This is a genomic window from Actinoallomurus sp. CA-150999 (genome assembly GCF_050942425.1).
Taxonomy (GTDB): domain Bacteria; phylum Actinomycetota; class Actinomycetes; order Streptosporangiales; family Streptosporangiaceae; genus Actinoallomurus.
Genome location: NZ_CP192063.1, coordinates 882985 through 906886 on the forward strand (window position 1 = coordinate 882985; position 23902 = coordinate 906886).

Genomic DNA, 23902 nt, shown 5'->3' on the forward strand with positions numbered 1-23902 from the left:
GTCGACCACCATGCGATGTCCGTCCGTAACGAGGAAGGGAACGCCGGCGTGGAGTTGACGGCCCTCATCGTCGTCGTGGGCATCGCGCTGTTCTTCAACTACACGAACGGTTTCCACGACGCCGCGAACGCGATCGCCACCTCCGTCTCCACCCGGGCGCTCACCCCTCGAGCGGCCTTGGCGATGGCCGCCGTGATGAACCTCCTCGGAGCGTTCCTCGGCACCGGCGTCGCCAAGACGGTCGGCAGCGGCATCATCGACCCGCCCAAGGACATGCACGGTCTGTCGATCGTCGCCGCCGCGCTGATCGGCGCGATCGTCTGGAACCTCATCACCTGGTACTTCGGCCTGCCGTCCTCGTCCACGCACGGACTGGTCGGCGGCCTGATCGGGGCCGCCATGGCGGCGTCCACGACCGTGCTGTGGCACGGGGTGTTCTACAAGATCGTGCTGTGGATGGTGCTGTCGCCGCTGATCGGCCTGATCCTCGGCTACCTGATCATGGTGGCGATGTTGTGGATCTTCCGAAAGGCCACTCCCGGCAAGGTCGGCCGCCGGTTCCGCATCGCGCAGTCGCTGTCCGCCGCGGCCATGGCCCTCGGCCACGGTCTGCAGGACGCCCAGAAGACCATGGGCATCATCGTGCTCGCGCTGGTCACGACCGGCTATCAGGCGACCGGCGACTCCCACGTCCCGGTCTGGGTGATCCTGGTCTGCGCGGCCGTGCTCTCCTTCGGCACGTACGCCGGCGGCTGGCGCATCATGCGGACCCTCGGCCGCAAGGTGATCGAGCTCGACCCGCCGAAGGGCTTCGCCGCCGAGGCCACCGCGGCCAGCATCCTGTACGCGACCGCGTTCATCTGGCAGGCCCCGGTCTCCACGACTCACACGATCACCGCGGCCATCATGGGCGTCGGATCGACCAAACGCCTGTCGGCGGTCCGCTGGGGCGTCGCGGGCAACATCGTGATGGCGTGGGTCCTCACCATTCCCGCGGCGGGGATCGTCGCCGCGATCGCGTACTGGGTCATGCACCTGTTCGCCTGACTCCGGAAAGGGGTGACCGGCGGCACGACGGGCCGCCGGTCTGCGGGCGGGGCCGACGGCCCCGCCCTCGCCGTTCCATCAGCCGAAGCGACCGGTGATGTAGTCCTCCGTGGCCTTCTCGCCCGGGTTCGTGAAGATCTTGTTGGTCTCGTCGATCTCCACCATCCGGCCCGGCTTGCCCGGCCCGGCGAGGTTGAAGAAGGCCGTACGGTCGCTCACCCGCGCCGCCTGCTGCATGTTGTGGGTGACGATGACGATCGTGTACTGGTCCTTCAGGTTGGCGATGAGGTCCTCGATCGCCAGCGTGGAGATCGGGTCCAGCGCCGAGCACGGCTCGTCCATCAGGAGCACCTGCGGCTCGACCGCGATGGCGCGGGCGATGCACAGCCGCTGCTGCTGACCACCGGACAGGCCGGCTCCCGGACGGCCCAGCCGGTCTTTGACCTCGTTCCACAGGTTCGCGCCGCGCAGGGACTTCTCCACGACCTCGTCGAGCTGTCCCTTGCGGCGGACGCCGTTGAGCTTCAGGCCCGCGACGACGTTCTCGTAGATCGACATCGTGGGGAACGGGTTGGGGCGCTGGAACACCATGCCGATCACCCGGCGCACGGCGACGGGGTCGACGCCCGCTCCGTACAAATCGAGCTCGTCGAGCAGCACCTTGCCCTCGACGCGAGCACTGGGGATCACCTCGTGCATCCGGTTGAGGGTCCGCAGGAAGGTCGACTTGCCGCACCCGGAGGGGCCGATGAACGCGGTCACCGAGCGCGGTTCGATCGTCATCGAGATGTCCTCGATGGCCCGGGTCTTGCCGTAGTAGGCGTTCAGCCCGGAGACCTCGATCCGCTTGGCCATGTGGGGAGTACTCCTATCGGGTAACGGGCTTGCGGAGGCGGGCGATGAGGCGCGCCGCCAGGTTGAGCACCATGACGAAGAGGATCAGCGTGAGCGCACCGGCCCACGCCCGGTCGATGGCGACCTGCTGCGGCAGCTGGGCCTGGTCCCAGACGAACAGCGGGAGCGCCATCTGCGGGTCCTTGAACGGGTTGTTGTTGATCGCCGTGGTGACCCAGACCGTCACGAGCAGCGGCGCGGTCTCACCCATGACGCGGGCGACGGCCAGCATGACGCCGGTGATGATGCCGGTGAACGCCGTCGGCAGCACGACGAAGCAGATCGTCCGCCAGCGCGGCACGCCGAGCGCGTACGACGCCTCGCGCAGGTCGTTCGGGACGAGCTTGAGCATCTCCTCGGCGGCGCGCACGACCGTGGGCATCATGAGGATCGACAGGGCGATCGAACCGGCGAAGCCCATGTACTGGAAGCCGAGCAGCTTGATCCAGAAGGCGAAGATGAACAGGCCCGACACGATCGAGGGCACGCCCGTCATGACGTCCACGAAGAAGGTGACGACCTTGGCCAGTCTGCTGTTGCCGCCGTACTCGACGAGGTAGACGGCGGTCAGGATGCCGATGGGGATGGCGATGACGCTCGCCAGCCCAACCTGCTCGATGGTGCCGATGATCGCGTGGTACGCGCCGCCGCCGGCGTCGCGCGCGCCGATCGCGTTCATCGAGTGGCTGAAGAACGTCCCGTCGAACCGCTTGAGGCCGTTCTTGATGACCGTGTACAGGACGGTGACGAGCGGGATGACGGCCAGCGCGAAGGCGATGCAGACCAGGACAAGTGCGATCTTGTCCTTGAGCTTGCGGACCGCGGAGGGGCCGGAGAGGTTGACGGTGCTCACACGAACTCCTTCCGGCGGGCGATGACCGCGCGGGCGGCCATGTTGACGATCAGGGTGATGACGAAGAGCACCAGACCGGAGGCGATGAGCGCGCTCTGGCCGTTCGGTCCGGCCATACCGAAGGTCAGGGCGATGTTGGCCGCGAAGGTGGTGCCACCGGGCTTGAGGATGTGCAGGCTGATCCCCGCGGCGGAGCCCAGCACCATCGCCACGGCGATCGTCTCGCCGAGGGCGCGGCCGAGGCCGAGCATCGAGGCGCTGATCACGCCGGAGCGCCCGAACGGCAGGACCGCCATCCGGATCACCTCCCAGCGCGTCGCGCCCAGTGCGAGGGCCGCCTCGACGTTGGCCCGGGGCACCTGCAGGAAGACCTCACGGGTGATCGAGGAGATGATCGGCAGGATCATGATCGCCAGCACGATGCCGGCCGTCAGCAGGCATCGCCCGCCGATCGCGTCACCGCCGAAGAGGGGAATCCAGCCCGCGTTCGAGTGCAGGAAGTCGGCCACGTGGTTCATCTTGGGCACGAAGAACTGCAGTCCCCACAGGCCGTACACGATGCTGGGCACGGCCGCGAGCAGGTCCACGACGTAGCCGAGCCCGTCGGCCAGTCGCCGCGGGGCGTAGAACGCGATGAACAGGGCGATGCCGATCGCGACCGGCGTGGCGATGATGAGCGCGAGCAACGACGACAGGATGGTCCCGAACGTCAGCTGCGCGATGCCGAATTTGGCGGGTGCCGCATCCGGACTCCAGTCCTGCGACGTGATGAAGTTCGCCTTGTCGCTCTGCAGCGCGGGCAGGGCCTTCACGACCAGGAACGCCGCGATCGCCGCCATGATCGCGAGGAGCAGGATCCCGGAGCCCTTGGCGGACAGCCCGAACACCCGGTCTCCCAGGCGCCCGGTACTCAACTTGCGGCCTCTGCCGCCCAGAGCGCCAGTCGCGCCCTGCTCGAGGGTCTCGCTGGTCATCCGGCCTCCCGTGCCCACCGACTCACCCTGTCGTTCATAGAGATCTCTTCACTAACATGCGGCCGAGCCGGTACGGGTGACCCGCACCGGCTCGGCACTCTGATCGGTCAGGACAGGCCCTTCACGGCGGCCTGGACCTTGGTCAGGATCGCGTCGGGCAGTGGCGCGTAGCCGAGGCCACTCAGCACCGACTGGCCCTGCTGGCTAGAGGTGTAGGTGAGGTACGACTTGACGAACTTCGCCTGCTGGTCGGGAAGGCCCTTCTCGCAGACGATCTCGTAGGTCACCAGGACGATCGGGTAGCCGTCCTTGGTCTTGTAGTCGATCTTGAGGGCGAGGTCGTTGCCGGTGCCCGCGACCGTGGCGCCGCCCGCGCCCTTCGAGGCGGTGTCGGAGGAGACCTCGACGAACTGGCCCGAACCGTTGGCGATCTTCGCGGTCTGGAGCTTGCCGTTGGTCGCGTACGAGAGCTCCGCGTAGGAGATCGCGCCGTCGGTCTGCTTCACGACCGTGGAGACGCCGTCGGACTTGGTCGCGCCCTGGCCGCCGGGGGCGGTCCACTTCTTGCCACCCGCGAACTTCCAGATGTCCGGAGCGGTGGCGGTCAGGAACTTGGTGAAGTTGTCCGTCGTGCCGGAGTCGTCGGCGCGGTGCACCGTGCTGATCTTGGTGCTCGGGAGCTTCGCCTGCGGGTTGTCCTTCTTGATCGCGGCGTCGTCCCAGGTCTTGATCTTGCCGGCGAAGATGCTCGCCAGGGTGGTCGGCGACAGCTGCAGGCCGTCGACGCCCTTCAGGTTGTAGACGACCGCGATCGGGCCGACGACCATCGGCAGGTCAAGGGCCTTGCCGGTCTTGCAGCGAGCGTCGGCCGGGCCGTGCTCCTCGGGCTTCAGCGCCGAGTCGGAACCCGCGAAGGCCGCCTGGCCCTGCGTGAAGGCCTGGATGCCGGCGCCCGAACCGTTGGCGTTGTAGTTGAGGTTCGCCCCGGCGCAGTTCTGCTGGTAACCCTTGGTCCACTCGCTGATGGCGTTGGCCTGGGCGGTCGACCCGGCGGCGTTGACCTGGGTCTTCACGCAGTCACCGCTCGCGGCCGTGCCGCCACCGGTGCTGCTCTTGCCGCTGTTGTTATCCGTACCGCACGCGGTCAGCGCGAGCGCACCCGCAAGGGCTACGCCGCCAAGAGCGGCCAGCCGTGTGCTGTTGATCACCGAAGTTCTCCTCAAGGTTTAGTCGGGCGGGGCCCCGAGCTGTCCCCAGTCGGGGGGCACCGTCGATGCCCGACGCTAAGGAGGAGAGATGACCACTCACTCCGATCCAGATGAACGGAAGGTGAACGCGGTAGTGACTTCTCGCAAAAGAAGGGGTTCCTTGCGGCATCCGTATGGTTAACACGCCTGGATGCGGCCCCGTCAGAACCGATCGACGTCCGTGGCCGCGTTGGTGCGGGGCGCGGGGGCCGGGGAGCGGTACATCGCGTCGGTGGCGAAGTGCTCGAACCCGAGCCTCTCATAGAGGCTGGTCGCGGGTGTATTCGACTCGTCGGCGTAGAGCATGACCGTCGGCAGGCCCAGCGCCTTCAGGTGGTGCAGGCCCGCAAGGGTCAGCGCCCGGCCGAGCCCGAGTCCCTGCGCCGCCGGATCGACGCCGACGACGTAGACCTCGCCGACCCCTCCCTCGTGGACCTTGGTCCAGTGGAAGCCGATCAGCTCGCCGTCCCGTTCCGCGAGGAAGAACCCCTCCGGGGAGAACCACGGCTCGCGCTCGCGCCGCTCCAGATCCGCGCGGGTCCACGCGCCCTGCTCGGGATGGTCCGCGAAGGCGAGCGCGTTGACCCGGACCCACGCGTCCTCGTCCGCGCCCACGTCGAACGTGCGCAGCCGCACCCCATCCGGCCACGTCACCTCCGGCAGCGGCGTGTCGAGAGGCCGCCGCATTGTCCAGAGCGCCCGGAACCGTACGAAGCCGAGCGAACCGGCCAGCGCCACCGCACTCGGCAGCTCCCCGTGCGCCCAGACTCGCAGCGACCCGGCCCGCTCGAGCAACGCGGTGGCCAGCGCGCGGCCGTGCCCTCGTCGCCGGAAGGCGGGGTGGACCACGAACTCGGCGGCATCGCCGTCGAGGACGCCGACCCCGGCCAGTTCCTCGCCGTCGCGGGCGAGCACCGCGCCGCCGCCGTCACGCAGCCGCAACAGCGAACTCTCGCCGAGCGGCCGTACGCCATCGGCCTCGGCCGCCGCCTCCACGACCGCCAGCGCGGCCCTGACCTCGTCATCCGTCAGCAGTTCTCGTGCCATTACGTCCACGATCGGCAGCGTAACCCTCCGTCGCCTGACCCTCGATGTCAGAAGATCTGTCCGCACCCGTTCCATCGGGGGGTCATGGTGCCATACGATCGGGCCCTCACCTGCGCGGAAGGCGGTCGTCGTGGGCGATCCCGGACTCCCGATCATGGCCGGTGTGCTCGCCGTGCCCGTCGGAGTGCTGCTCCTCGTTCTCGTGCTCGCGATGATGGGGCGCCGCTGGGCGCTCGCCGGCCCGGACGAGGCGCTCGTGGCGGAGTACGACGCCGGGTACGAGGACGACGATCTCGAGCTCGAGCCCGCGCCGTCGCACCGACCGGCCTACGACCCGTACGCGGAGGCGGCCCCTGACCGCCACGGCTACGGCGAGCCGGCCCGCGACCCTTACGGATTCGCCCCTCAGGAAACGTACGCCGAGCCGCGCGACCCGTTTGGTACGCGCGCGGGCGACCCGTACGCCGAGCCCCACCCGTATGGCACGCACGCGAGCGATCCGTATTCCGAGCCGCGCGATCCGTATGGCACGCGCGAAAGCGACCCGTACGGATCGCCCGTACGTGAGCCGTACAGCGCCCCCGCGCGTGAGCCGTACGCATCGCCCCGGTCGGGATCGTCCGGCGTCTCCGACTGGGAGCCGTACGTCCCCGCCCAGCGACGCCCGCAGGAGCGGCCCTCTCAGCCCGAGTACGGCCTGGACGCCGATCAATACGGCGGGGGCTCGTCCTGGTCCACGGCGGACCCGTACGGCTCGTCTCAGGATCCGTACGGCTCCGCCCGCGACTCGTACGGGTCACCCGCCGCCTACGACGCCTACGACCGAGCGGCGTACGACGACCGACCCACGAACGGTGAGTCACGACATGCTCCGCCCGAAGACGACCGACGGGGCTTTCCCTACGGCCCGTACGGCTCCCGCTGAGCCCCACCGCCGGTACGAGCGATGTGACGGCGATCGCGACGAGGAAGGCAAATGATCCGCTTCGGCTTCGCACCTCTCGTGGTGTTCCTGGTAATCGTCGCGATCAAGATCGTCGTCGTCCTCCTGATCGTGCGACACAACAACCGGAAACGGCAGGCGGCCTCGGGAGCTCCGTACGGCCCCGGTACTCAGCAACCGTCCTTCCCACCGGGATACGGGCCGTACGGCCCGTCATCAAACCCGCCGGGCGGTCCGTACGCCCCGGCCGGATATTCCTCTCAGCAGCCGGGTGACCCGTACGGCGCGCCGTCGTCCCCACAGAACCCCGGTCCGTCGGCTGCCGGAAGCGGCTGGACGCAGCCGAGCTGACCGAGCGACGGCCCTGGCCGTCCTCACCGCCGCCGGAGACGCCCGGTCAGGACGCGCCGCGCTGACCCACACCGGGCCGGGCTCAGTGGTGGGCGGGCACCTCTTCCTCTGTGGGCGGCCGGTGGTCGGCGACGAAGCGGTAGCCGACGTTTCGCACCGTTCCAATGAGCGACTCGTACTCGGCGCCGAGCTTGGCCCGCAGGCGCCGGACGTGGACGTCCACGGTCCGGGTGCCGCCGAAGTAGTCGTAGCCCCAGACCTCCTGCAGCAGTTGGGCGCGGGTGAAGACCCGGCCTGGGTGCTGTGCGAGGTACTTGAGCAGCTCGAACTCCTTGAAGGTCAGGTCGAGCACGCGCCCGCGCAGCCGCGCGGTGTACGTCGCCTCGTCGATCGTCAGCTCGCCGCTGCGGATCTCCCCGGGCACGTCCTCGGGCTCGGCGGCGGCCACTCTTCCCAGCGCCAGCCGGATCCGCGCCTCGACCTCGGCCGGTCCGGCGGTCTGGAGGAAGACGTCGTCCAGCCCCCATTCCGGAGTGAGCGCGGCGAGTCCGCCTTCGGTGACGATCGCGATCAGTGGAGCGTCGAGACCGGTGGTGCGCAGGAGACGGCAGAGGCTCTTGGCCTGGGCGAGGTCCCGGCGCGCATCCACGAGCACCAGGTCGCACGGAGGCGCGTCGATGAGGGCCGAACCCTCCGCCGGCGCGACGCGAACGGAGTGCAAAAGCAGGCCCAGGGCGGGCAGGACCTCGTCAGAGGGTTCGAGCACGTTGGTCAGCAACAACAGGCTACTCATACGGCCTCCCGATCTGGCGGCCCCAAAAAGACGTCGAGGATCCGAGGGCGACGCTGCCCGGATCCCTAGTAGGCGAGGATATCGGACAGAGGGAAAGAGCTCACTACCGGAGTGGTGTAGACCACGGGAGAAAGAACATGGCGAAGGGCCTGATCAGGTACTGGGCCGCCGCTCGCGCGGCGGCGGGGACCGCGGAGGAGCCCTATGACGCCGCCACTCTGGCGGAGGCGCTGGCAGCCGCCTCGGCCGGGCGGGGGGCGGACTTCGAACGGGTGCTCGCCCGCAGTTCCTTCCTGGTGGACGGCGCTCCGGTCGGCACGAGGGACCCCGCTGGCATCGCGCTGCCAGAAGGCGGCACGGTCGAGGTCCTGCCCCCGTTCGCGGGCGGGTGAGGTGGTCCTCGCGACCGATCGGGGCCCCGGCCGATGTCACTATTCGGTGTGATTCGACGGAGGCCGCGCCCTCGATAGGGTGATCAGCAACCGCCGATCGGGAGAGACATGCGCAAAGCACTGGTGACCTGCCTGATTCTGCTGGTCGTGCTCGGCGGCGTCTTCGTCGCCGGCGACATCATCGGCCGCCGGGTGGCGCAGAACGAGATCGCCAAGAACGTCCGTGCGCAGTACACGCTCGACCACACCCCCAAGGTGTCCATCAAGGGCTTCCCGTTCCTCACCCAGGCGCTCGACGGTCGGTACGACGAGATCGACGTCAACGTCGGCGAGCTCACCGAGCAAGGGGTACGGCTCACCGACACGACGGTCGCGCTGAAGGGCGTCACCGCGCCGATGTCCGACGCGATGCACGGCGACGCCTCGAAGATGGTCGCCGACACCGCGACCTCCACGGCGACCATCGGCTACGACGACGTGAACAAGCAGGCGCCGAACCACATGAAGGTCTCGGCCAAGGGATCCGACCTGCAGGTACGCGGCCCGTACACCGTGCTGGGCGTCACGCAGACCGTCACCGCGACCGTGACGGTGCAACCCTCCGGCCGGAGCATCCGCGTGGTCCCGCAGACGGTCAAGGCGGGCGGCATGGCCGTGCCGGTCGGCCTCGTCCGGCAGGCGTTCACCTTCACGATGCCCGTCAAGGGCCTCCCGCTGGGCACACGGATCAGTGACGTCCAGGTCAAGCCCGAGGGCCTGCGCGTATCGACCACCGCACAGAACGTCAAACTTTCGAGCCTGAACGTCCACTGATCGGTGTGAACCTTCCGTCCCCGTCGTACGTGTTCTGAGTGTGGGACCGACTGCGGACGATCGGCTGCTGCGCGCACTGTACGCGGAGCACGGTGGGCCGCTTCTGGGCTACGTCCTGCGGCTGACCGGCGGCGACCGCCAGCAGGCCGAGGACATCGTCCAGGAGACGCTGCTCCGTGCCTGGCGTCATCCGGGCGCGCTGGTCGGCCGTCCCGTACGGCCCTGGCTGTTCACGGTCGCCCGCAACCTCGTCGTGGACGGGCACCGGGCGCGAAGATCCAGGCCGCCGGAGACCGGTGAGGAGGCACTCGCCGCCGTGCCGGCCGGCGACGACATCGACCGTGCCCTCGAGTCGTGGACGGTCGCCGAGGCGCTCGCGGACCTCAGCGTCGAGCACCGGGCCGTCCTGGTCGAGACGTACTACCGCGGACGTTCGGTCGCCGAGACGGCGGCGGTCCTCGGAATACCGCCCGGGACGGTCAAGTCACGGACGTACTACGCGCTGCGGGCGCTGAAGCTTGCATTGGAGGAACGGGGGTTGGCGCCATGATGCGGAACACCCAATGCGCCGATCTCAGAGCGTTGCTCGGGGTGTACGTCCTGGGCGCCATCGACCCGGCCGAACGCGCCGTGGTCGACGCCCACCTGAGCCACTGCCGTCGGTGCCGCGACGAACTGGCGGGCCTGGCGGGCCTGCCCGCCCTACTGGGCCGGGTGACCGAGGAGCAGATCGCGCAGGTCGCCGCTCCACCGCACGAACTGCTCGAGTCGATGCTCGGCCGCGCCGCCGGCGAGCATCGGGCCCGGGACCGCCGGAGCCGCAGGTGGCTGGCGGTGGCCGCGGCCGCCGCCGTGATCACGGGAGCGGCGGGGGTCGCGGGAGGCCTCCGGCTCGGCGCGGACCGGCCGGTCGCCACACCCACCCCCGGCTGGACGGCCACGCCCGGCCCGACGGTGGCCGGTGGCACGACCGTGCAGGGCAAGGACGCCGCGACGGGCGTCAGCGCGCGGATCACCATGTGGTCCAAGGAGTGGGGGACGGCCTTCACGGTCCGCCTGACCGGGGCGCCGGCGGGGTCCCGATGCCGGCTGGTCGCCGTCGACCGGAACGGGCAGCGGGACGTCGCGGGAGGCTGGCACGTGGAGTACGAGGGGCCCGCCGAGTTCGCCGGATCCTCCATGATCCCCCGAGACCGGATCGCCGCCGTGGAGGTCCGCACCGTCGACGGCAAACGGCTGCTCAGCGTGCCGGTCTGAGATCCGCAGGAATGCCCGGGGGACAGACCGAGGAGCGGGGGCGCGCAGACCCGTGAGAACGCGGCGACAGGCCGAGGATCGGGATCGCGGAGACCCGTGAGAACGCCCGGAGAAGAGCCGAGCCGTGGGACCGCAGGGACCGGAGACGGGCCGGGCGGCGAGGCCGCGGGAATGCCGGGGGCGGTGCGCGCCTTTGTGACAGGTGATGACAGGCGTATACGTCGCGGTGGCGGCGCTCATCCTTGCCATGGTGTTCGGCCTGATCTGGCGGCACCGCAATGGTGTGCTGCGCGCGCGGAAGGATGATGACGTGGAGCGTCTCGACGCCGCCGAGCTCGGTGCCGACCTCGGCGACCGGGCGACCCTGGTGCAGTTCTCCTCGGCCTTCTGCGCGCCCTGCCGCGCGACCCGGCGGGTCCTCGGCGAGGTGGCCGGCATGGTCGACGGCGTGGCGCACGTGGAGCTCGACGCGGAAGCCAACCTCGACCTCGTACGGCGCCTGAACGTCCTGCGCACCCCGACCGTCTTCGTACTCGACGGCTCCGGCCGGATCGTCCGCCGAGGCTCCGGCCTGCCTCGCAAGGCCGACATCATCGCCGCCGTCGGTGAGGCCGTCGCGTGAGGTCCGTCCCGAGCCCTTGGCGGCCCGCGGATTCAAGATCCTTCCGCTGGCGTCCGCGCAGGTCCTGGGGCGTCCTGGGGGAGTGTTTCACGTCTCGATGGTCGAGATGGGGTTTTACGAAGAGCGAGACGCCGCTTACCATCGTGTCCGTGCGTTCCTGGACAGAGCTGCTGACGAAGCGACGGGCGGTCGATTTCTGCCGCGTCGCCACCGCGCTCTGTCCTGCGGCCTGAGGCAGTTAGCCCGTCCAGCCCGTCGCACCACCGCAGTCACCAGGAGCATCAGCCGATGCAGGTCGACCCACGGGGTCAGCGTTTCGGCGCGACCCTCACCGCAATCGTCTTGATCGTCGTCCTTGTGAGCAGTAGTTGGTTGCTACTGGCGGCCCAGGCCGTCGTGTTCCTCGTCGGAGTCGTCTTCGGTCTCCGCAACGCCCCGTACGGCCTGATCTACCAGGCGCTCGTCCGACCCCGGCTCGGTGTTCCCCGTGAGCTCGAGCCGGAGGCGCCGCCGCGCTTCGCACAGGGAGTAGGAGCGGCGTTCGCCCTCATCGGGGTGTTCGGATACGTCGCGAAGGTTCCGGCGCTGGGTATGACCGCGACGGCGTTCGCACTCGTCGCGGCGGTCCTCAACGCCGCCTTCGGGTTCTGCCTGGGCTGTGAGGCTTATCTGCTGATCCGGCGGCTCGCTCCGAGGCGAGCCGCACCGTAGGCCGGGTTCTTTCCCAACAACACGGCCCCTGCCACGAACACCCGAAGAACGATCCGCCGACTCCACCAAGGAGGACCAACGCATGAGCCGCTCCGACGTCCTGGTCGATTCCGACTGGGTGCAGGCTCACCTCGACGACCCGGGTGTCGTCCTCGTCGAGGTCGACGAGGACACCAGCGCCTATGAGAAGGGCCACATCCGTGGCGCCGTCCGCATCGACTGGAGGACCGAACTCCAGGACCCGGTCCGCCGTGACTTCGTCGACAAGACCGGATTCGAGAACCTTCTCTCCGGGAAGGGCATCGCCGGCGACGACCTCGTGATCCTGTACGGGGGCAACAACAACTGGTTCGCCGCGTACGCGTACTGGTACTTCCGGCTGTACGGGCACCAGAACGTCAAGCTGCTCGACGGCGGCCGCAAGAAGTGGGAGCTGGACTCCCGGGAGCTCGTCGAGGCGGTCCCGTCGCGGCCGAAGACGGACTACGTCGCCCAGGAGCAGGACCTGACGATCCGCGCGTTCCGCGACGAGGTCGTCGACGCCATCAGCACGAAGAACCTCGTGGACGTCCGCTCGCCCGACGAGTTCTCCGGCAAGCTCCTCGCTCCCGCGCACCTGCCGCAGGAGCAGGCGCAGCGGGCCGGCCACGTCCCGACCGCGCGCAACATCCCGTGGTCGAAGGCGGCCAACGACGACGGCACCTTCAAGTCCGACGAGGAGCTCCAGAAGCTGTACGAAGAGGCCGGCGTCGACCTGTCGAAGCCGACCATCGCCTACTGCCGCATCGGTGAGCGCTCGTCGCACACCTGGTTCGCCCTGCACGAGCTGCTGGGCCTGCCCGACGTCAAGAACTACGACGGCTCCTGGACCGAGTACGGCTCGCTCGTGGGCGTGCCGATCGAGCTCGGCGACGCCAAGTAGCCGATCGTCGGCACAAGGACGCGCATCCCAAGGAGGAACAAATGAGCGACAGTTGCGGAGCTCCAGCCCAGACGGCGAGCCTGCCGGCCACGGTCGACCTGGCGAACGAAGCGGTCATCCAGGGCACGGTCGTACGCGAGGGCGCGCCGGTGCCCGGCGCCTACGCACGCCTGCTCGACGCGACCGGGGAGTTCACCGGTGAGGTCGTCACCAGCGACGAAGGGGTCTTCCGCTTCTTCGCCGCGCCCGGCGACTGGACGATCCGAGTGCTCGCCCCGGGCGGCGTCAGCCTCGACTCGCAGGTGACCGCCCAGATCGGCGAGGTCGCCAAGCTCGAGGTCGCCATCTAGCCACAGCGACCAAAGGTCCCGCCGTCACGCTCGCGTGGCGGCGGGATTTTTATCGTTCTAGGCCGGTTGGTCGCCCGAAGGCCGATCTCGTAGGCCACGCCGCATGCGCTCCAGGATTTCGAACTCCTCGGGCGTGAGGTTGGGTGCCACGTTGAGGGTGCCGTCGCCGCTCTTCAACGTGATCGGCGGTGGTGCCGGGTCGCCGGAGACGGTGAATGCGGGGGAACCGCCGCCGCCGGCGGCGTCGGCGGTCGGCGGCGCCTGCCGTTCGCCGCCCGATGAGCGATAGAGGTGTCTCAGCGCCCGTTCGGTCGAGGCGTCGTCGACCTCCGGGCAGTCGTATCGCGCGGCGGCGATGTGCGCGCGGAGTTCGGGGTCGGGTGCGAGGCCGTGGGTTTCCAGGTAGTAGGTGACCGTGTCGGTCCAGGTCCAGCTGCCGTCGGTCCGGAAGCTCAGCGGCACCACCTCGCCGCGGGAGCGGTCCACCCGGTCGATCTCGAGGGCGGTGGTGGACAGGATGGGACGGCCGGCCCTCAGGTAGTCCGCCAGCCGCCGACGCTCGGCGTCGTCGTCGACGACCGGGTGGTCGGCGTCGAAGTACGGCTCACCGGTCTCCGGGTCGGCACCGTCGAACGCCCGCGCGACGGGCACCGTCGCGACGATCTCGAGGTAGCCGTCGCTCCACCCGTGAAGCCCGTCGAACGCCTCCCGCGGGCCCCACCCGTAAACCTCCGACATCCGCTCGACCATCCGGCGGATACCTCGGGGAGCAGCGAGCAGCTCGCCGTCGGCCGTCAGCTCGATCGTCCCGATCTGACGGCCGTCGCGTACGTTCAGGACCGCGAGCACTTCTGGCGCTGCCATGGTCTAAGTATCGCCTCCTGCGCCATCCCGAGCATCGTTCCCCGGTTCGGCCGTGCCGCCTTCACGTTGCTGGCGAGCGTATTCCTCAGCCATCTCCTGGTACGGACGCATAGCCTCGGCGGCGAGCCGCTGGAACTCTTCTTCCTGCTCCGCGGTCGCCGACGCGTCCACGTGGTGCAACGCGTAGTCGGTGCCTCGTGGGCCCGGGCTGGCATGTTCGGTGTTGAACGGAGCGACGTCGCCGTACCGCCGTGCCCATTGCCGGTGCAGTTCCGCAAGACGGCTAAGGGCCTTCCTCCGTTCGCGTTCAAGCCTTTCCGGAGTGATCACGGCTTCTCACCTCCCGTACCTGTCCTCGGCCGGAGTTCATTCCCCATCCGTCCGTGGCTCGGGCGGTTCGAGGAAGCGGACGCCCGCCCATCCGGTACCGCGCAAGATCTCCTTGCCGTCCCAGGTCATGCGGCCGTCCGTATCGGGTCGTCGATTCTCCCAGCCCAGCCGGCTGATCTCGTACGCGGTGATCCTCCCGGGGGTCCCCCATGCCTCGGGAGTCGCCCGGTCGGCCATTGCCGCCCACTGCCGGAGTCCCTCGGGGGACATCCAGCCAGAGTCGACGTGATCGTTCACCGCCTCGACGACCCCTGGCAGGCCGCTCTCCGAGAAGGGGAGCCTGCTGTCGAAGTCGAATCCATACAGGACCCAGGCATATCCGCCGATGTCGATGTTGGCCCAGAGCGTGATCTCCGGAACATCCTGAGCGATGAGCAGGTTCTCCACCCGGTCCATCAGGTCGACGCCGATCCCGCGTCCTTGGTTATCCCCGTACAGCTCCACCAGGCCGATCTTCATGTAGGGATCCCGGTCCGGCTTGGCGTGGAACTCGAGTACCAGGACGCCTTGCGGCTGTCCGGCGCGATCGAAGAACTCGCCACTGATTATCGCCTGGTCGCCGAAGACACCGACCTCGTCGATCGAGAGACGCAGGCCGCTCGCCGGGTGTTCGAACGATAGGGCGTCATCAATCCACTGTCGGACGTCGGGGTGGACCGGGGACATGTCGGGCGTTGACTGCACGATGTCCCGCAGGTTGCCATCGTGCGGCAGGCCATCCGGGGGCAGGGCCTGCCGGATGGCGTCGGCGCGATCCCCCCATTCGGCGAATCGGTCCGGCTCCGCTGAGGTGCGATGAGCGGGCTCATCGCTCCTGCCGAGTTGGTGGTCGGTGACGCCGTCCTGGTCGGGAGAGCGCCCGTCAGTCTCGTCCGGCCGGAGGGCCGAGCCGCCGTCGACAGGGTCTTGGGGGCCCTTCGGCCTCGGTGGGGCTGCGGGCGCGGTCGGCCCGTCATCCCCGTCGTCTCGGTTCTCGTTGAACGGATCCGCGGAGTCACGAACCGGAGTGGAGTCTGGTCGGGCGGTCGGGAGGTCATCGGCGGCCCGCGGCTCGGCGGGGGCCTCATCGGAGGCCAGAAGAGAAGTCTCTCCCCGGGCGTTCTCCTCGATGTGCGCGAAACGGCGCATCATGCCGTCGTACCAGTCGTCTCCGTGTCCGAGCCGTTCGAATTCCGGACGTAGCGCTTCGAGCCGGCCCCTGATCAGCGCGGCATCGCTTGGGGACAGATCGTTGGGCTTCCAGTCGAATTCGTAGTGCCCCTCGCTGACTCTTTTCAGATCCGCGAAATGCGCGGAGAACGAGTTAGCGGTGGTGTCGACGTCTCTTCCGTGGAAGGCCAGATTGTGGTCGATTCCAAAGACGTCCCCATCGGTGATGATCCAGTTGCGGTTGTGTCGATCGGAGTTTTGGATCAGGAGGTCGAGGAGACCGAGGAGCTTGCCGCCACGGGTGTTCTGATAGCCGAGATGGTCCAAGTCCGAAGGGTCCCAGCTGGTCGGATGCTGGACGAACGCGGAGTCGCCCTCGATGTAGTCCATGTAAAGGACACGGTCGCTCTCCCGGTACACGCGTGGCACCGGCGCTTCGACGGCGCCACCGACCAGCGCGCCGAGTTCCTCGCGGTCGGCCTGATCCTCCCAGCCGACCCTCATCTCCTTGCGGACCGCGTGCGTCCCGTCGTTGAAGGTGACGAGCTCTACCTGTTTGGCCATCGTGGGGAAGTGACTCGAGGGGGTGTCGGCGTGGCCGAGGACCCTGGTGTGGGGATGGTCGATGCCGGTAGCGACGCTCTGGGCGAGTTCCTCGCGGCGCTGAGCGTGCGGGTCCGTGGCGGCCGGGGGCTCACCGTGCCCTGACGGCGCTCCGTCCTCGGGTGCGTTCCGGCGCAGCTCGTGCGGATGGGGCGGCGGCTCATCAGGACGAGCCGGCTGCGGTTCGCGCGGACCGGAGGGTGGCCCATCGGGACGGGTCGGCTGCGGTTCGCGCGGCAGGTCGGTGGTCGGGCCGTGCCCCGGTGTCTCGCCGCCCTCGCGCCCGCCGGGCGCCGGCTCGTGGCCCTGCGGAAGGACTCTGCCGTCTTCGGGAATGAAGATCCGCCACGCGCCCTCCGGAGGAAAGCGCATCGGAATGGGACGACCGTCGGCACCGACGCTCGGAGCGCTGACCTGCGGGCTGCCGTTCGAGTCGACCCACACCTCGTTGTCGGGAGCGATGACGATGCGGCCGGTCTCGTTGGCGATCTCCTGTGCCAGCGGACGCATCCCCTGCCCGCTGCGGCACCCCAGAGAGCGCAGGACAACCGGTCGGCCGTCACCGTCCGGGTGACCAGGTGCCTCGGCGAACCTGGGCTCGTGGCTCAGCAGGGTCGCGATGTCCCGGCCGGTCAGAGGCTCCGTGCCCGCTCGCCCGTTCGAGGAGTTCGCGTGCAGGTCGAGGGTGAAGACTCCGTCCACGGGGGTGGTCTGGTTCGCCGCCATCACCAGAGCCGCGTGCGACTGATCGTCCGGGTGGAAGTAGGCGACGCCTGCTGGGGTCTCCTCACGGGCGATGTCGTAGACATTCCGCAATCGCTGGTCCATGGGCTGCGGATGCATCGCGGTGTCCGGGTGCCCGGTGGTCCCCGGCAGCGGCGTGCCGTCCGACGGGAGCTCGGCGACGAAGATTCGATGGATCGGCTGGACGTTATCGTGCGCGCTGTCCAGGGGCAGTTCGATGTGCTCTTCGGCCAGGACGCGGAAGCGCGTTTCCGGCCTGAAGACGACCTGGTCGCGGCCGGTGAGGATCGAGACGTCGGCTCCGCTTCGAGAGTGGATCACAATCTCCACCGGGTGACCGTGGGCTGGAGTGTGAATCGAGGCCGTGTCCAGCATGCCGTGCATCGTCACGTCGGCGCCGGGGACCAACTCGGCCAGCCGGTCGGCCGGCAGCGACGTGTAGTGGTAGACAGTCTGTCGTTCGGCGGCCGGAAGGGCTCCCAGTCCCTCACTCGCGTCCCGGGCCCACGCCTGCGCCTCGGCGCGTACGTGGGGGTCGTCGCTGGCCAGCGCCTCGTTCAGGCGGCGGACGCCATCGTCGTCCAGGAGCCGCTCGACGGCGTCCCTCTGGTGCGGTGGAAGGTCTCCGAGGACATCGAAGCCGCCGTCGAGATCGTCCGCCCAGTGATCACCGACCTGATCGGTATGACCGGCACCGTCCGCCGAAATGGCAGGATCCGGCTCGCCGGCCGGCGTCGATCGCCGTAGGTCGGCGCCGCGTGGCCCGTGCTCGGCGGGCGTGATTCCTGGGCGGGTCTCGCCGGGGCGGGGGGTGTTGCCGGCCGGGTTCTCGGGGCGGCCGGGGGTGGTGGCGGTCCGGCTGTCGCGGTTCAGTATCTCGGCGATGCTCGGGCGTGTCGGTTCGCCGGGGCGGGCGGCGACGGGGCCGGTCTCGCCGGGTCGCGGCGGGAGCACGGCCGGGCCGGGTTGGCCTGGTGCGGCCTGCCCGCGGTCGGGGCCACTTGTGCCGCCCAGGTCACCGCCGTTGTTGCCGCTGGTGATCGGCCTGTCCTGGCCGCCCGTCAGCGGTGAGTCGGGCAGCCTGCCCGTGCCGCCGCCAGTGGGGGTTTCGGCTGTGGTAGCGCGCGAGTCGACGGGCCGGGGCTGGCCGCCCGTGGGTCCTTCACCTGGTCTTGTGGCGTTGCTGTTCTCGCTCGGCTTGGTGGCGTTGGGTTCCTCGCCGGGTTTGGTGCCGTTGCCGTTTTCGCCTGGCTTGGTGCCCTGTCCGGATCCTGGGCGGGTCTCGCCGGGGCGGGGGGTGTTGCCGGCCGGGTTCTCGGGGCGGCCGGGGGTGGTGGCGGTCCGGCTGTCGCGGTTCAGTATCTCGGCGATGCTCGGGCGTGTCGGTTCGCCGGGGCGGGCGGCGACGGGGCCGGTCTCGCCGGGTCGTGCCGGGAGCACGGCCGGGCCGGGTTGGCCTGGTGCGGCCTGCCCGCGGTCGGGGCCACTTGTGCCGCCCAGGTCACCGCCGTTGTTGCCGCTGGTGATCGGCCTGTCCTGGCCGCCCGTGAGCGGGGTGTCGGGCAGTCGGCCCGTACCGCCGCTGGGGGTTTCGTGGCTGCCGGCCAGTGCGGTGCCGTGCGGGCCGGTGCCGGTCGTGGCGCCGCTTTCGGTGGTGCCTCCGGGGGGCAGGGTGCGGCCGCCGCCTCCACCGCCACCAGGAGGGGGTGGATTGTCGTCGCGGTTGAGAGGTTTGTTCTGGGAGGTCTGCGGGTCCGGCGGCGACCCGCCGCCGGGTGCCGAGCCGTCGCCCTGCGAGCCGCCGCCGAACCGGCCCGCGACGTGTTGGCCGAGTTCTTTGGCGCCTCCGAATCCGGCCATGCCGAACCCGAACGCGGCCGCCTGACCGACATTCATGTGATTCGGATCGAAGATCGCCTGACTGGCCAGGTTCCCCGCGGTGCCGGTGGTGCCCGCGAACCCGAACCGGGCACCCACGCCCTTCATCCCCGGCGCGCCCATCCAATCGGCCAGCTTCGTCGTCAACGGATTGGCCTGCCGCGCCACCGCACGCCCCGCCAACCCCATCACCCCACCGGCGACCGCGCCCATCCCCACCGATTTACCGAACTCCCCCCAATTCCAGCCCTTCTGCACCCCCTCATGAATCCGGGCGTACTGACCGGCGGCGTCCATCCCCCCGCCGAACCAGGCACCCACCAGCGCACCGGACAACACCTGATGCTGACCCGCCCACACCGCGATCCGCTGCAGGAACGTCTTCAGCGCGAACCCTTCGGCCTCCGAAGCCCCGATCGCCGCGGCCTCTGAGGCACCGGCGGTGATCCACGACCAGGCGAACCCGATCGCCATCGTGATGACCACGAACGCACACGAAAGCTCGAACTGCAACCGCGCCGCCCGCTTCTGCGCCTGCAACCCCTCCACCCAGGAGGCCAGCCCCTGCAACGTCCCTTCCAGGAACCGCAGGCCCCCGAGCTCACCCCCACCCGACAACGCCTGAGCGAACGTCTTGAACTTGTCCGTCGCTTCACCGGCATTCAAGCTCGTCACCGCACCGGCGTGATCATCCAACTCACCCGCAGCCTGACCCACCGCATTCGCACACGCCGACAACGCCGACTGCATCCGAGCCAGGCCGTCCATGCTCCCGTCCGGCCACTGACATCCCCCGACCAGCATCTCCAGGAAGAACAAGCCCTGCTGCACGATCCCCGGCAGCTCATCGAACTCCCCGGCCACCCCGTTGAAATCAGCCTCCGGCCTCCGATACGGATCCTTGGCCGCCACCGCATCATGATCGGCGCCCTTCGGAATGTCCCCACCCACCGTGGACGCTGACTCCGCCAACTGGTACTGCTGACCGGCCACCACCAACATCCCACCGGTCGCCCGCACCAGATTCACCGCATCCTCAAGCGCCGCCAAACACCCATCCCGCGCCGCACCAAAACCCGCCGACCCCTCACTGCCCTTGAGAAACGCCTGACCAATGTCATCGTTACCCCAAGCCGCCCCCGCCCCCGACAACTCCGACACTAACGTGTCAACCGCCGACGCTAACGCGTCCGACAGCCCAGAAACCCCCCGACCCGACCTCACCCACGACTCGAAATTAGCTTCAAAACCCGTGGTCACTACACACCCCCGTCAAGCGAGCCCACAGGAGCAGCCGTTACCGGTCGACCTAAAACACCTCGGACGGACACGCCAAAAATCGCGGACCATGCCCGAGGAAACGCCCAGCTTTTCATTAGCCTCGCGCTACACCCGCATAGTGCTCGTGTGACCGTGAATAGTCCAGGTGTGCTCGGCCTGCTCGTGGTTCTCCACCATCGCCTGCAGGTCGGTAATGATCTTCATCTGGTCTTCACGGCAGGTCACCGTCGCGCTGACCTTGTCGAGTGCGCGGCGCATGTCCTTGGGCTGCTCGACCCGCCGGGAGTAATCCTCCATCAACTCTTCGGGCGACGTGCGAAGCACGGCTCTCATGTCCGCTCACCTCCGATCACATCGAAATGCCCTTGACCTTAAGACAGACTCGTCTGCCTCCCGATCGGTTCCCCTCTGTCTCCTTTGCCGGGGATTATTCGGATCTTTGTGGGCGGGCCGATGATCACTTCTAGTGGAGGGTGATGCGGTCGCCGTAGTAGAGCGACAGCGCATTCAGCGCTGCCTTCTAACCCGGGGTCTTGCCGGTCACGTTAGCCCGGCTCTTGTACGGGCTTTCGAATGACCAGCTAGAGCACCTTCAACGCGGCCTGTTCGGTCGGTCTTCACGACCGGGGCGTCGATCAGCACGACCGGGTAGACCGCATCGAGCGGGCGGGACTGCCATTGCGTCAGTTCTTCGGCGATGCGCCGCGAAGGAGGCGTTCGAGAAGCTCCAGGGGTGGAGCGACGGCTACATCCCGATCTGACGGCGATCGCGTACGTTCAGGACCGCGAGCACTTCTGGCGCTGCCATGGCTCAGGTGTCCATCTCTGGGAGGCCTGCATAGCATGACTATCGGCCCATCAGGTTCAGCAGCGGGGAAGTGTAACGGCATGGCGGTGTCCGACGTGGCGCAGGTCGACTATCGCTCGGGGGCTCTCGGCGATCGGTTCGGACGCTTCGAGCTGACGGTGCGCGCCGATGGCACGGCCGGGCTCGTGCATCACCACGTCACCGGGACGCGCGCCTGGACGGCACGTGTCGAGCCCGCGGTCTGGTCACGGTTGCTCGGCGCGCTCGACCGGTCCGGCTTCCCTGCGATCCCGGCGCGTCCGATCGTCCCCGGGGCGGCGCCTCGGGAGCTCCTGGTCGAACCGCTCGGCGAACTGATGGTCGGCTGGCACGATGTGGAGGAGGCCGGACTCACCGAGGTCTTCCGGATCCTGGACTCACTCGTCCGTCAGGTCGGCGACGGCGCCATCCGCTCCACAACCGACGATCTTCCGAGGGTGGTGCACTGGTCGGCCCCCGACTCCTCGCTGCCCGAACCGGTACGCGGGTCGTCCTCCGCCGCGGCGTTCGGCACCGTGGCCGGGCGGCCCGCCTGCGCCATCGGCGAGGAGGGCGGATTCAGTCTGCTCTCGGTCGAGGACCGGTCGTCTCTGGGTTCGTCCACCGTGAGCGACCTGTCGGTACGGGCGATGGCGCTCGGCACGGTCGAAGGCCATGACGTGGTCCTGGCCGCCGGAGACGACCGTGTGATCAGAGCATGGGACGCCCGGACGGGTGAAGTCCTGTACGCCCGGACCGGTCATCGCGGGGCGGTCACCGGCGTAACGGCCGCCCAGGTGGCGGGCCGTTCGGTCGTGTTGTCGGCCGGAACGGACGGCGACCTTCGAGTGTGGGCCGGTGACACCGCCGACGACCTGGGCGCCATCTCCGGCTGGGAAGGCGGATTCACGAGCATCTGCCACGCCCACGTCGCCGGTCTGGATCTGTTCGCCGCCGGAGGCGACGACGGCGTGGTCCGTGTCTGGAACGCCGCCGATGGCCAGTCCCTCCACACCCTGCGCGGCCACACGGGCTGGGTCAACGCCGTCGCCATGGTGAGCCTCGGCGACCAGGGCCTGCTCGCGTCCGGGGGAGCCGACCACATCGTACGACTGTGGGACCTGTCGGACGGCCGGGAGCTTCGCGCGTTCGAGGGCCACGGCGACAGCGTGACCGGTGTGGCGTTCGTCCTGCTGGACGGCCGTCCGGTGGTGGGATCCTGTGCGCTGGACGGGACCGTCCGAACGTGGGATGCGGTCACCGGCGAGGCTCTGGCGGAGCGATCCGCCGACGGTGATTGGCTCATCGCCATCGCCGCCGTCTCCGGCGACGGCCCACCGGCCTTCGTCACCGCCGGGATGGACGGCGGGATCCGGCTCTGGGAGATGAGGGACGGGCTCAGTCACGCCGCGATGTTGCCGGGAGAAGTGGTGCCGAGCGCCGTTGCCGCGGTCCGTACGGCCGATCGGACGATCATCGCGGCCGGCTGCACGGACGGCACGGTGAATCTGTGGAACGACGGCGCGCTCACCCGTACGCTTCCGCCGACCGACGGAACGATCACAGCGGTCGGCATCGGTCCCGGCGGGCTCCTCGTCGGAACGGACGACGGCACGGTGCGCGTTCACGACATCGGGACGGGCGACGAGTCGGCGGTGCCGACGCCGCACACCGCGCCGGTGCTGGCCTTGGCCTTCGCCGACGACATCCTGGTCTCCGGAGGGACGGACGCCGCCGTGCGCGTCTGGGACGGCGGATCCGGCGCACCGCGCGTCCGGCTCCTCGGCCACACCGAAGGCGTGGCCGCAGTCGCGGTCGGCCGCGTCGACGAACGCGTCGTCGTCGCCTCCGCCGGGTACGACCGGACCGTCCGGACCTGGGACGCCGCGACCGGCCGCCCGTTGCTGGTGATCCACGGGCACATGTACCCGGTGTACGCCCTGGCCTTCGGGGAGGGCATTCTCGCCTCGGCGAGCTATGACGGCGTCGTGCGAGTCTGGCACGCCGCCACCGGCGACCAGGTCGCGCTGCTGCCCGGCAACGACGGCCCGATCCGGGCGATGCGCTTCGCCGGCGACGACCTCGCGGTCGCCGCCGAGGACGGCGCGATCCGCGTGTGGCGGCTGCCCTCCGGCGAGCCGGTCGGTGAGGCGAAGGTGGAGCAGACGCCGCTTGCGGTGTCCTTCATCGACGGCCACTGGTACGTCGCCGGGGACCAGGGACTGACCGCTCTGGAGCTCTGACGGGACGGCGTCGCGCGGGTGCCCGGGCACCGTCGTTCCGGCTGCCCGGCTCGTTCCGCGGCGGCTCGAATCCCCAGTCGATCTCAACCGCGGTCGTCTGTTCGGAGCGCTGGGATGGAGGCCGCGGGAGGCGTTCGACGGGCTCCGCTAAGTATCGCCCTCGAATACCTGGGTCCGGTTCTGTGTACGACGGGCACCGACTCTGATGGATCCTGAGGCGTTAAGGCTGGTCAAAAGCGCCCAATCGCTACTCGGGTCGAGCCATATCTGCCGGTCCGCGGGTCCCTCCGGTCGAGTCAATGACCCGACCGGCTCGTAGAAGAAAGTGATCAGTACGAGTGGCACGGGCGCGTCCCATCGGGCCGGGCTGGGTGGCCGATCCCGGCGGCCGAGGATCACCGCCAGTTCCTCCTCCGAGCAGTCCGGTAGCCTGCCGACGGCCAGTTCCGCCTGCAGCCTGACCTGAACGTCGAGTGCCAAGCGGAGACGCGCCTCGGCGCGTTCGTCATCGTCGGTCAGCGCCGTGTAGCCGGGGATGAGCATCTCGATCAGTTCGACGATCTCATCCGCGTAGCCCCGGAGGGTGCCGCCCGCATAGATCATCTCGTAGGCGTACGGGCGACCATCCGCATTGGTCGGTGCGGTCGGAGGGGTGCCTACCGCGCCGGTGTTACGAAAACTGACTGCCATCAGAAGGGGTCCCCTTTT

General features: G+C 69.1%; 24 protein-coding genes and 1 pseudogene. 13 read left to right on the forward strand and 12 right to left on the reverse strand.

Translation table 11 applies throughout. From position 1 onward, the window contains the following. Nucleotides 1–15: 15 nt before the first annotated feature. Nucleotides 16–1047, forward strand: a complete 1032-nt coding sequence (locus tag ACQP2O_RS04275) for an anion permease (protein WP_433180072.1) — start codon at nucleotides 16–18, stop codon at nucleotides 1045–1047. Between the two features lie 78 nt (nucleotides 1048–1125). On the opposite strand, the gene pstB is transcribed toward ACQP2O_RS04275, so the two are convergent. From pstB to mshD, 5 genes are all read right to left on the reverse strand, one after another. After that, on the reverse strand, nucleotides 1126–1902 hold the full coding sequence (gene pstB / locus ACQP2O_RS04280) for a phosphate ABC transporter ATP-binding protein PstB (protein WP_433180074.1): 777 nt from the start codon (nucleotides 1900–1902) through the stop codon (nucleotides 1126–1128). 13 nt (nucleotides 1903–1915) lie between these two features. After that, the gene (gene pstA, locus ACQP2O_RS04285; RefSeq protein WP_433180075.1) at nucleotides 1916–2794 is read right to left on the reverse strand and encodes a phosphate ABC transporter permease PstA; all 879 of its coding nucleotides are present in this window, start codon (nucleotides 2792–2794) and stop codon (nucleotides 1916–1918) included. Then, nucleotides 2791–3768, reverse strand: a complete 978-nt coding sequence (pstC, locus tag ACQP2O_RS04290) for a phosphate ABC transporter permease subunit PstC (protein WP_433180077.1) — start codon at nucleotides 3766–3768, stop codon at nucleotides 2791–2793. Before pstC ends, pstA begins: the two co-directional genes overlap by 4 nt. A 107-nt stretch (nucleotides 3769–3875) precedes the next feature. Next, nucleotides 3876–4976 carry a phosphate ABC transporter substrate-binding protein PstS gene (gene pstS, locus ACQP2O_RS04295; RefSeq protein WP_433180079.1) on the reverse strand — a complete coding sequence of 367 codons (1101 nt, stop codon included), beginning with the start codon at nucleotides 4974–4976 and terminating at the stop codon, nucleotides 3876–3878. Nucleotides 4977–5177: 201 nt separating this feature from the next. Beyond that, entirely contained in the window at nucleotides 5178–6074 is an 897-nt protein-coding gene (mshD, locus tag ACQP2O_RS04300) for a mycothiol synthase (RefSeq protein WP_433190926.1), read from the reverse strand. A gap of 118 nt (nucleotides 6075–6192) precedes the next feature. Here mshD and ACQP2O_RS04305 point away from each other — a divergent pair, with 118 nt between their 5' ends. Both ACQP2O_RS04305 and ACQP2O_RS04310 read left to right on the forward strand, forming a co-directional pair. Next, entirely contained in the window at nucleotides 6193–6987 is a 795-nt protein-coding gene (locus ACQP2O_RS04305; protein WP_433180081.1) for a hypothetical protein, read from the forward strand. 51 nt (nucleotides 6988–7038) lie between these two features. Next, entirely contained in the window at nucleotides 7039–7356 is a 318-nt protein-coding gene (locus ACQP2O_RS04310) for a hypothetical protein (protein WP_433180083.1), read from the forward strand. A gap of 82 nt (nucleotides 7357–7438) precedes the next feature. Here the strand turns inward: ACQP2O_RS04310 and ACQP2O_RS04315 are convergent, their stop codons facing one another. Then, nucleotides 7439–8149 (reverse strand): winged helix-turn-helix transcriptional regulator, encoded by a 711-nt coding sequence (locus ACQP2O_RS04315; protein WP_360887521.1) that lies wholly within the window; start codon nucleotides 8147–8149, stop codon nucleotides 7439–7441. A 137-nt stretch (nucleotides 8150–8286) separates the two neighbouring features. On the opposite strand from ACQP2O_RS04315, the gene ACQP2O_RS04320 reads away from it, so the two are divergent. The 9 genes from ACQP2O_RS04320 to ACQP2O_RS04360 all read left to right on the forward strand — a co-directional run bounded on the left by ACQP2O_RS04320 (nucleotide 8287) and on the right by ACQP2O_RS04360 (nucleotide 13216). Continuing rightward, a complete protein-coding gene (locus tag ACQP2O_RS04320) occupies nucleotides 8287–8541 on the forward strand; it encodes a MoaD/ThiS family protein (protein WP_433180085.1) in 255 nt (84 codons plus the stop codon). Between the two features lie 108 nt (nucleotides 8542–8649). After that, nucleotides 8650–9354, forward strand: coding sequence for an LmeA family phospholipid-binding protein (locus ACQP2O_RS04325; RefSeq protein WP_433180087.1), 705 nt, complete (start codon nucleotides 8650–8652; stop codon nucleotides 9352–9354). A 34-nt stretch (nucleotides 9355–9388) separates the two neighbouring features. Further along, nucleotides 9389–9904 carry a sigma-70 family RNA polymerase sigma factor gene (locus tag ACQP2O_RS04330; protein ID WP_360887961.1) on the forward strand — a complete coding sequence of 172 codons (516 nt, stop codon included), beginning with the start codon at nucleotides 9389–9391 and terminating at the stop codon, nucleotides 9902–9904. Continuing rightward, a complete protein-coding gene (locus ACQP2O_RS04335) occupies nucleotides 9901–10611 on the forward strand; it encodes a zf-HC2 domain-containing protein (RefSeq protein ID WP_433180089.1) in 711 nt (236 codons plus the stop codon). The genes ACQP2O_RS04330 and ACQP2O_RS04335 overlap by 4 nt, the downstream gene beginning before the upstream one ends. Nucleotides 10612–10816: 205 nt before the next feature. After that, nucleotides 10817–11233, forward strand: coding sequence for a thioredoxin family protein (locus tag ACQP2O_RS04340; RefSeq protein WP_433180091.1), 417 nt, complete (start codon nucleotides 10817–10819; stop codon nucleotides 11231–11233). A gap of 149 nt (nucleotides 11234–11382) precedes the next feature. After that, the gene (locus tag ACQP2O_RS04345; protein ID WP_364393238.1) at nucleotides 11383–11466 is read left to right on the forward strand and encodes a putative leader peptide; all 84 of its coding nucleotides are present in this window, start codon (nucleotides 11383–11385) and stop codon (nucleotides 11464–11466) included. A 55-nt stretch (nucleotides 11467–11521) separates the two neighbouring features. Further along, entirely contained in the window at nucleotides 11522–11944 is a 423-nt protein-coding gene (locus ACQP2O_RS04350) for a DUF4395 domain-containing protein (protein ID WP_433180093.1), read from the forward strand. 82 nt (nucleotides 11945–12026) lie between these two features. Next, nucleotides 12027–12866 carry a sulfurtransferase gene (locus tag ACQP2O_RS04355; RefSeq protein WP_433180095.1) on the forward strand — a complete coding sequence of 280 codons (840 nt, stop codon included), beginning with the start codon at nucleotides 12027–12029 and terminating at the stop codon, nucleotides 12864–12866. Between the two features lie 41 nt (nucleotides 12867–12907). Next, entirely contained in the window at nucleotides 12908–13216 is a 309-nt protein-coding gene (locus tag ACQP2O_RS04360; protein ID WP_433180097.1) for a DUF1416 domain-containing protein, read from the forward strand. A gap of 57 nt (nucleotides 13217–13273) precedes the next feature. Here the strand turns inward: ACQP2O_RS04360 and ACQP2O_RS04365 are convergent, their stop codons facing one another. From ACQP2O_RS04365 to ACQP2O_RS04385, 5 genes and pseudogenes are all read right to left on the reverse strand, one after another. Further along, complete coding sequence (locus ACQP2O_RS04365; RefSeq protein WP_433180099.1) at nucleotides 13274–14080, reverse strand: hypothetical protein; 807 nt, start codon at nucleotides 14078–14080, stop codon at nucleotides 13274–13276. Nucleotides 14081–14083: 3 nt separating this feature from the next. Further along, nucleotides 14084–14410 carry a hypothetical protein gene (locus ACQP2O_RS04370; RefSeq protein ID WP_433180100.1) on the reverse strand — a complete coding sequence of 109 codons (327 nt, stop codon included), beginning with the start codon at nucleotides 14408–14410 and terminating at the stop codon, nucleotides 14084–14086. 36 nt (nucleotides 14411–14446) lie between these two features. After that, nucleotides 14447–19756 (reverse strand): hypothetical protein, encoded by a 5310-nt coding sequence (locus ACQP2O_RS04375; protein WP_433180101.1) that lies wholly within the window; start codon nucleotides 19754–19756, stop codon nucleotides 14447–14449. 474 nt (nucleotides 19757–20230) lie between these two features. Then, nucleotides 20231–20458 (reverse strand): hypothetical protein, encoded by a 228-nt coding sequence (locus ACQP2O_RS04380; RefSeq protein ID WP_433180103.1) that lies wholly within the window; start codon nucleotides 20456–20458, stop codon nucleotides 20231–20233. A gap of 261 nt (nucleotides 20459–20719) precedes the next feature. Continuing rightward, a pseudogene (locus ACQP2O_RS04385) lies at nucleotides 20720–20809 on the reverse strand (transposase); the annotation flags it as partial. Nucleotides 20810–21013: 204 nt separating this feature from the next. Between ACQP2O_RS04385 and ACQP2O_RS04390 the strand changes: the two are divergent. Next, nucleotides 21014–23194 carry a WD40 repeat domain-containing protein gene (locus ACQP2O_RS04390; RefSeq protein ID WP_433180105.1) on the forward strand — a complete coding sequence of 727 codons (2181 nt, stop codon included), beginning with the start codon at nucleotides 21014–21016 and terminating at the stop codon, nucleotides 23192–23194. Between the two features lie 147 nt (nucleotides 23195–23341). Here the strand turns inward: ACQP2O_RS04390 and ACQP2O_RS04395 are convergent, their stop codons facing one another. Next, a complete protein-coding gene (locus ACQP2O_RS04395) occupies nucleotides 23342–23884 on the reverse strand; it encodes a hypothetical protein (protein WP_433180106.1) in 543 nt (180 codons plus the stop codon). Nucleotides 23885–23902: the final 18 nt, after the last annotated feature.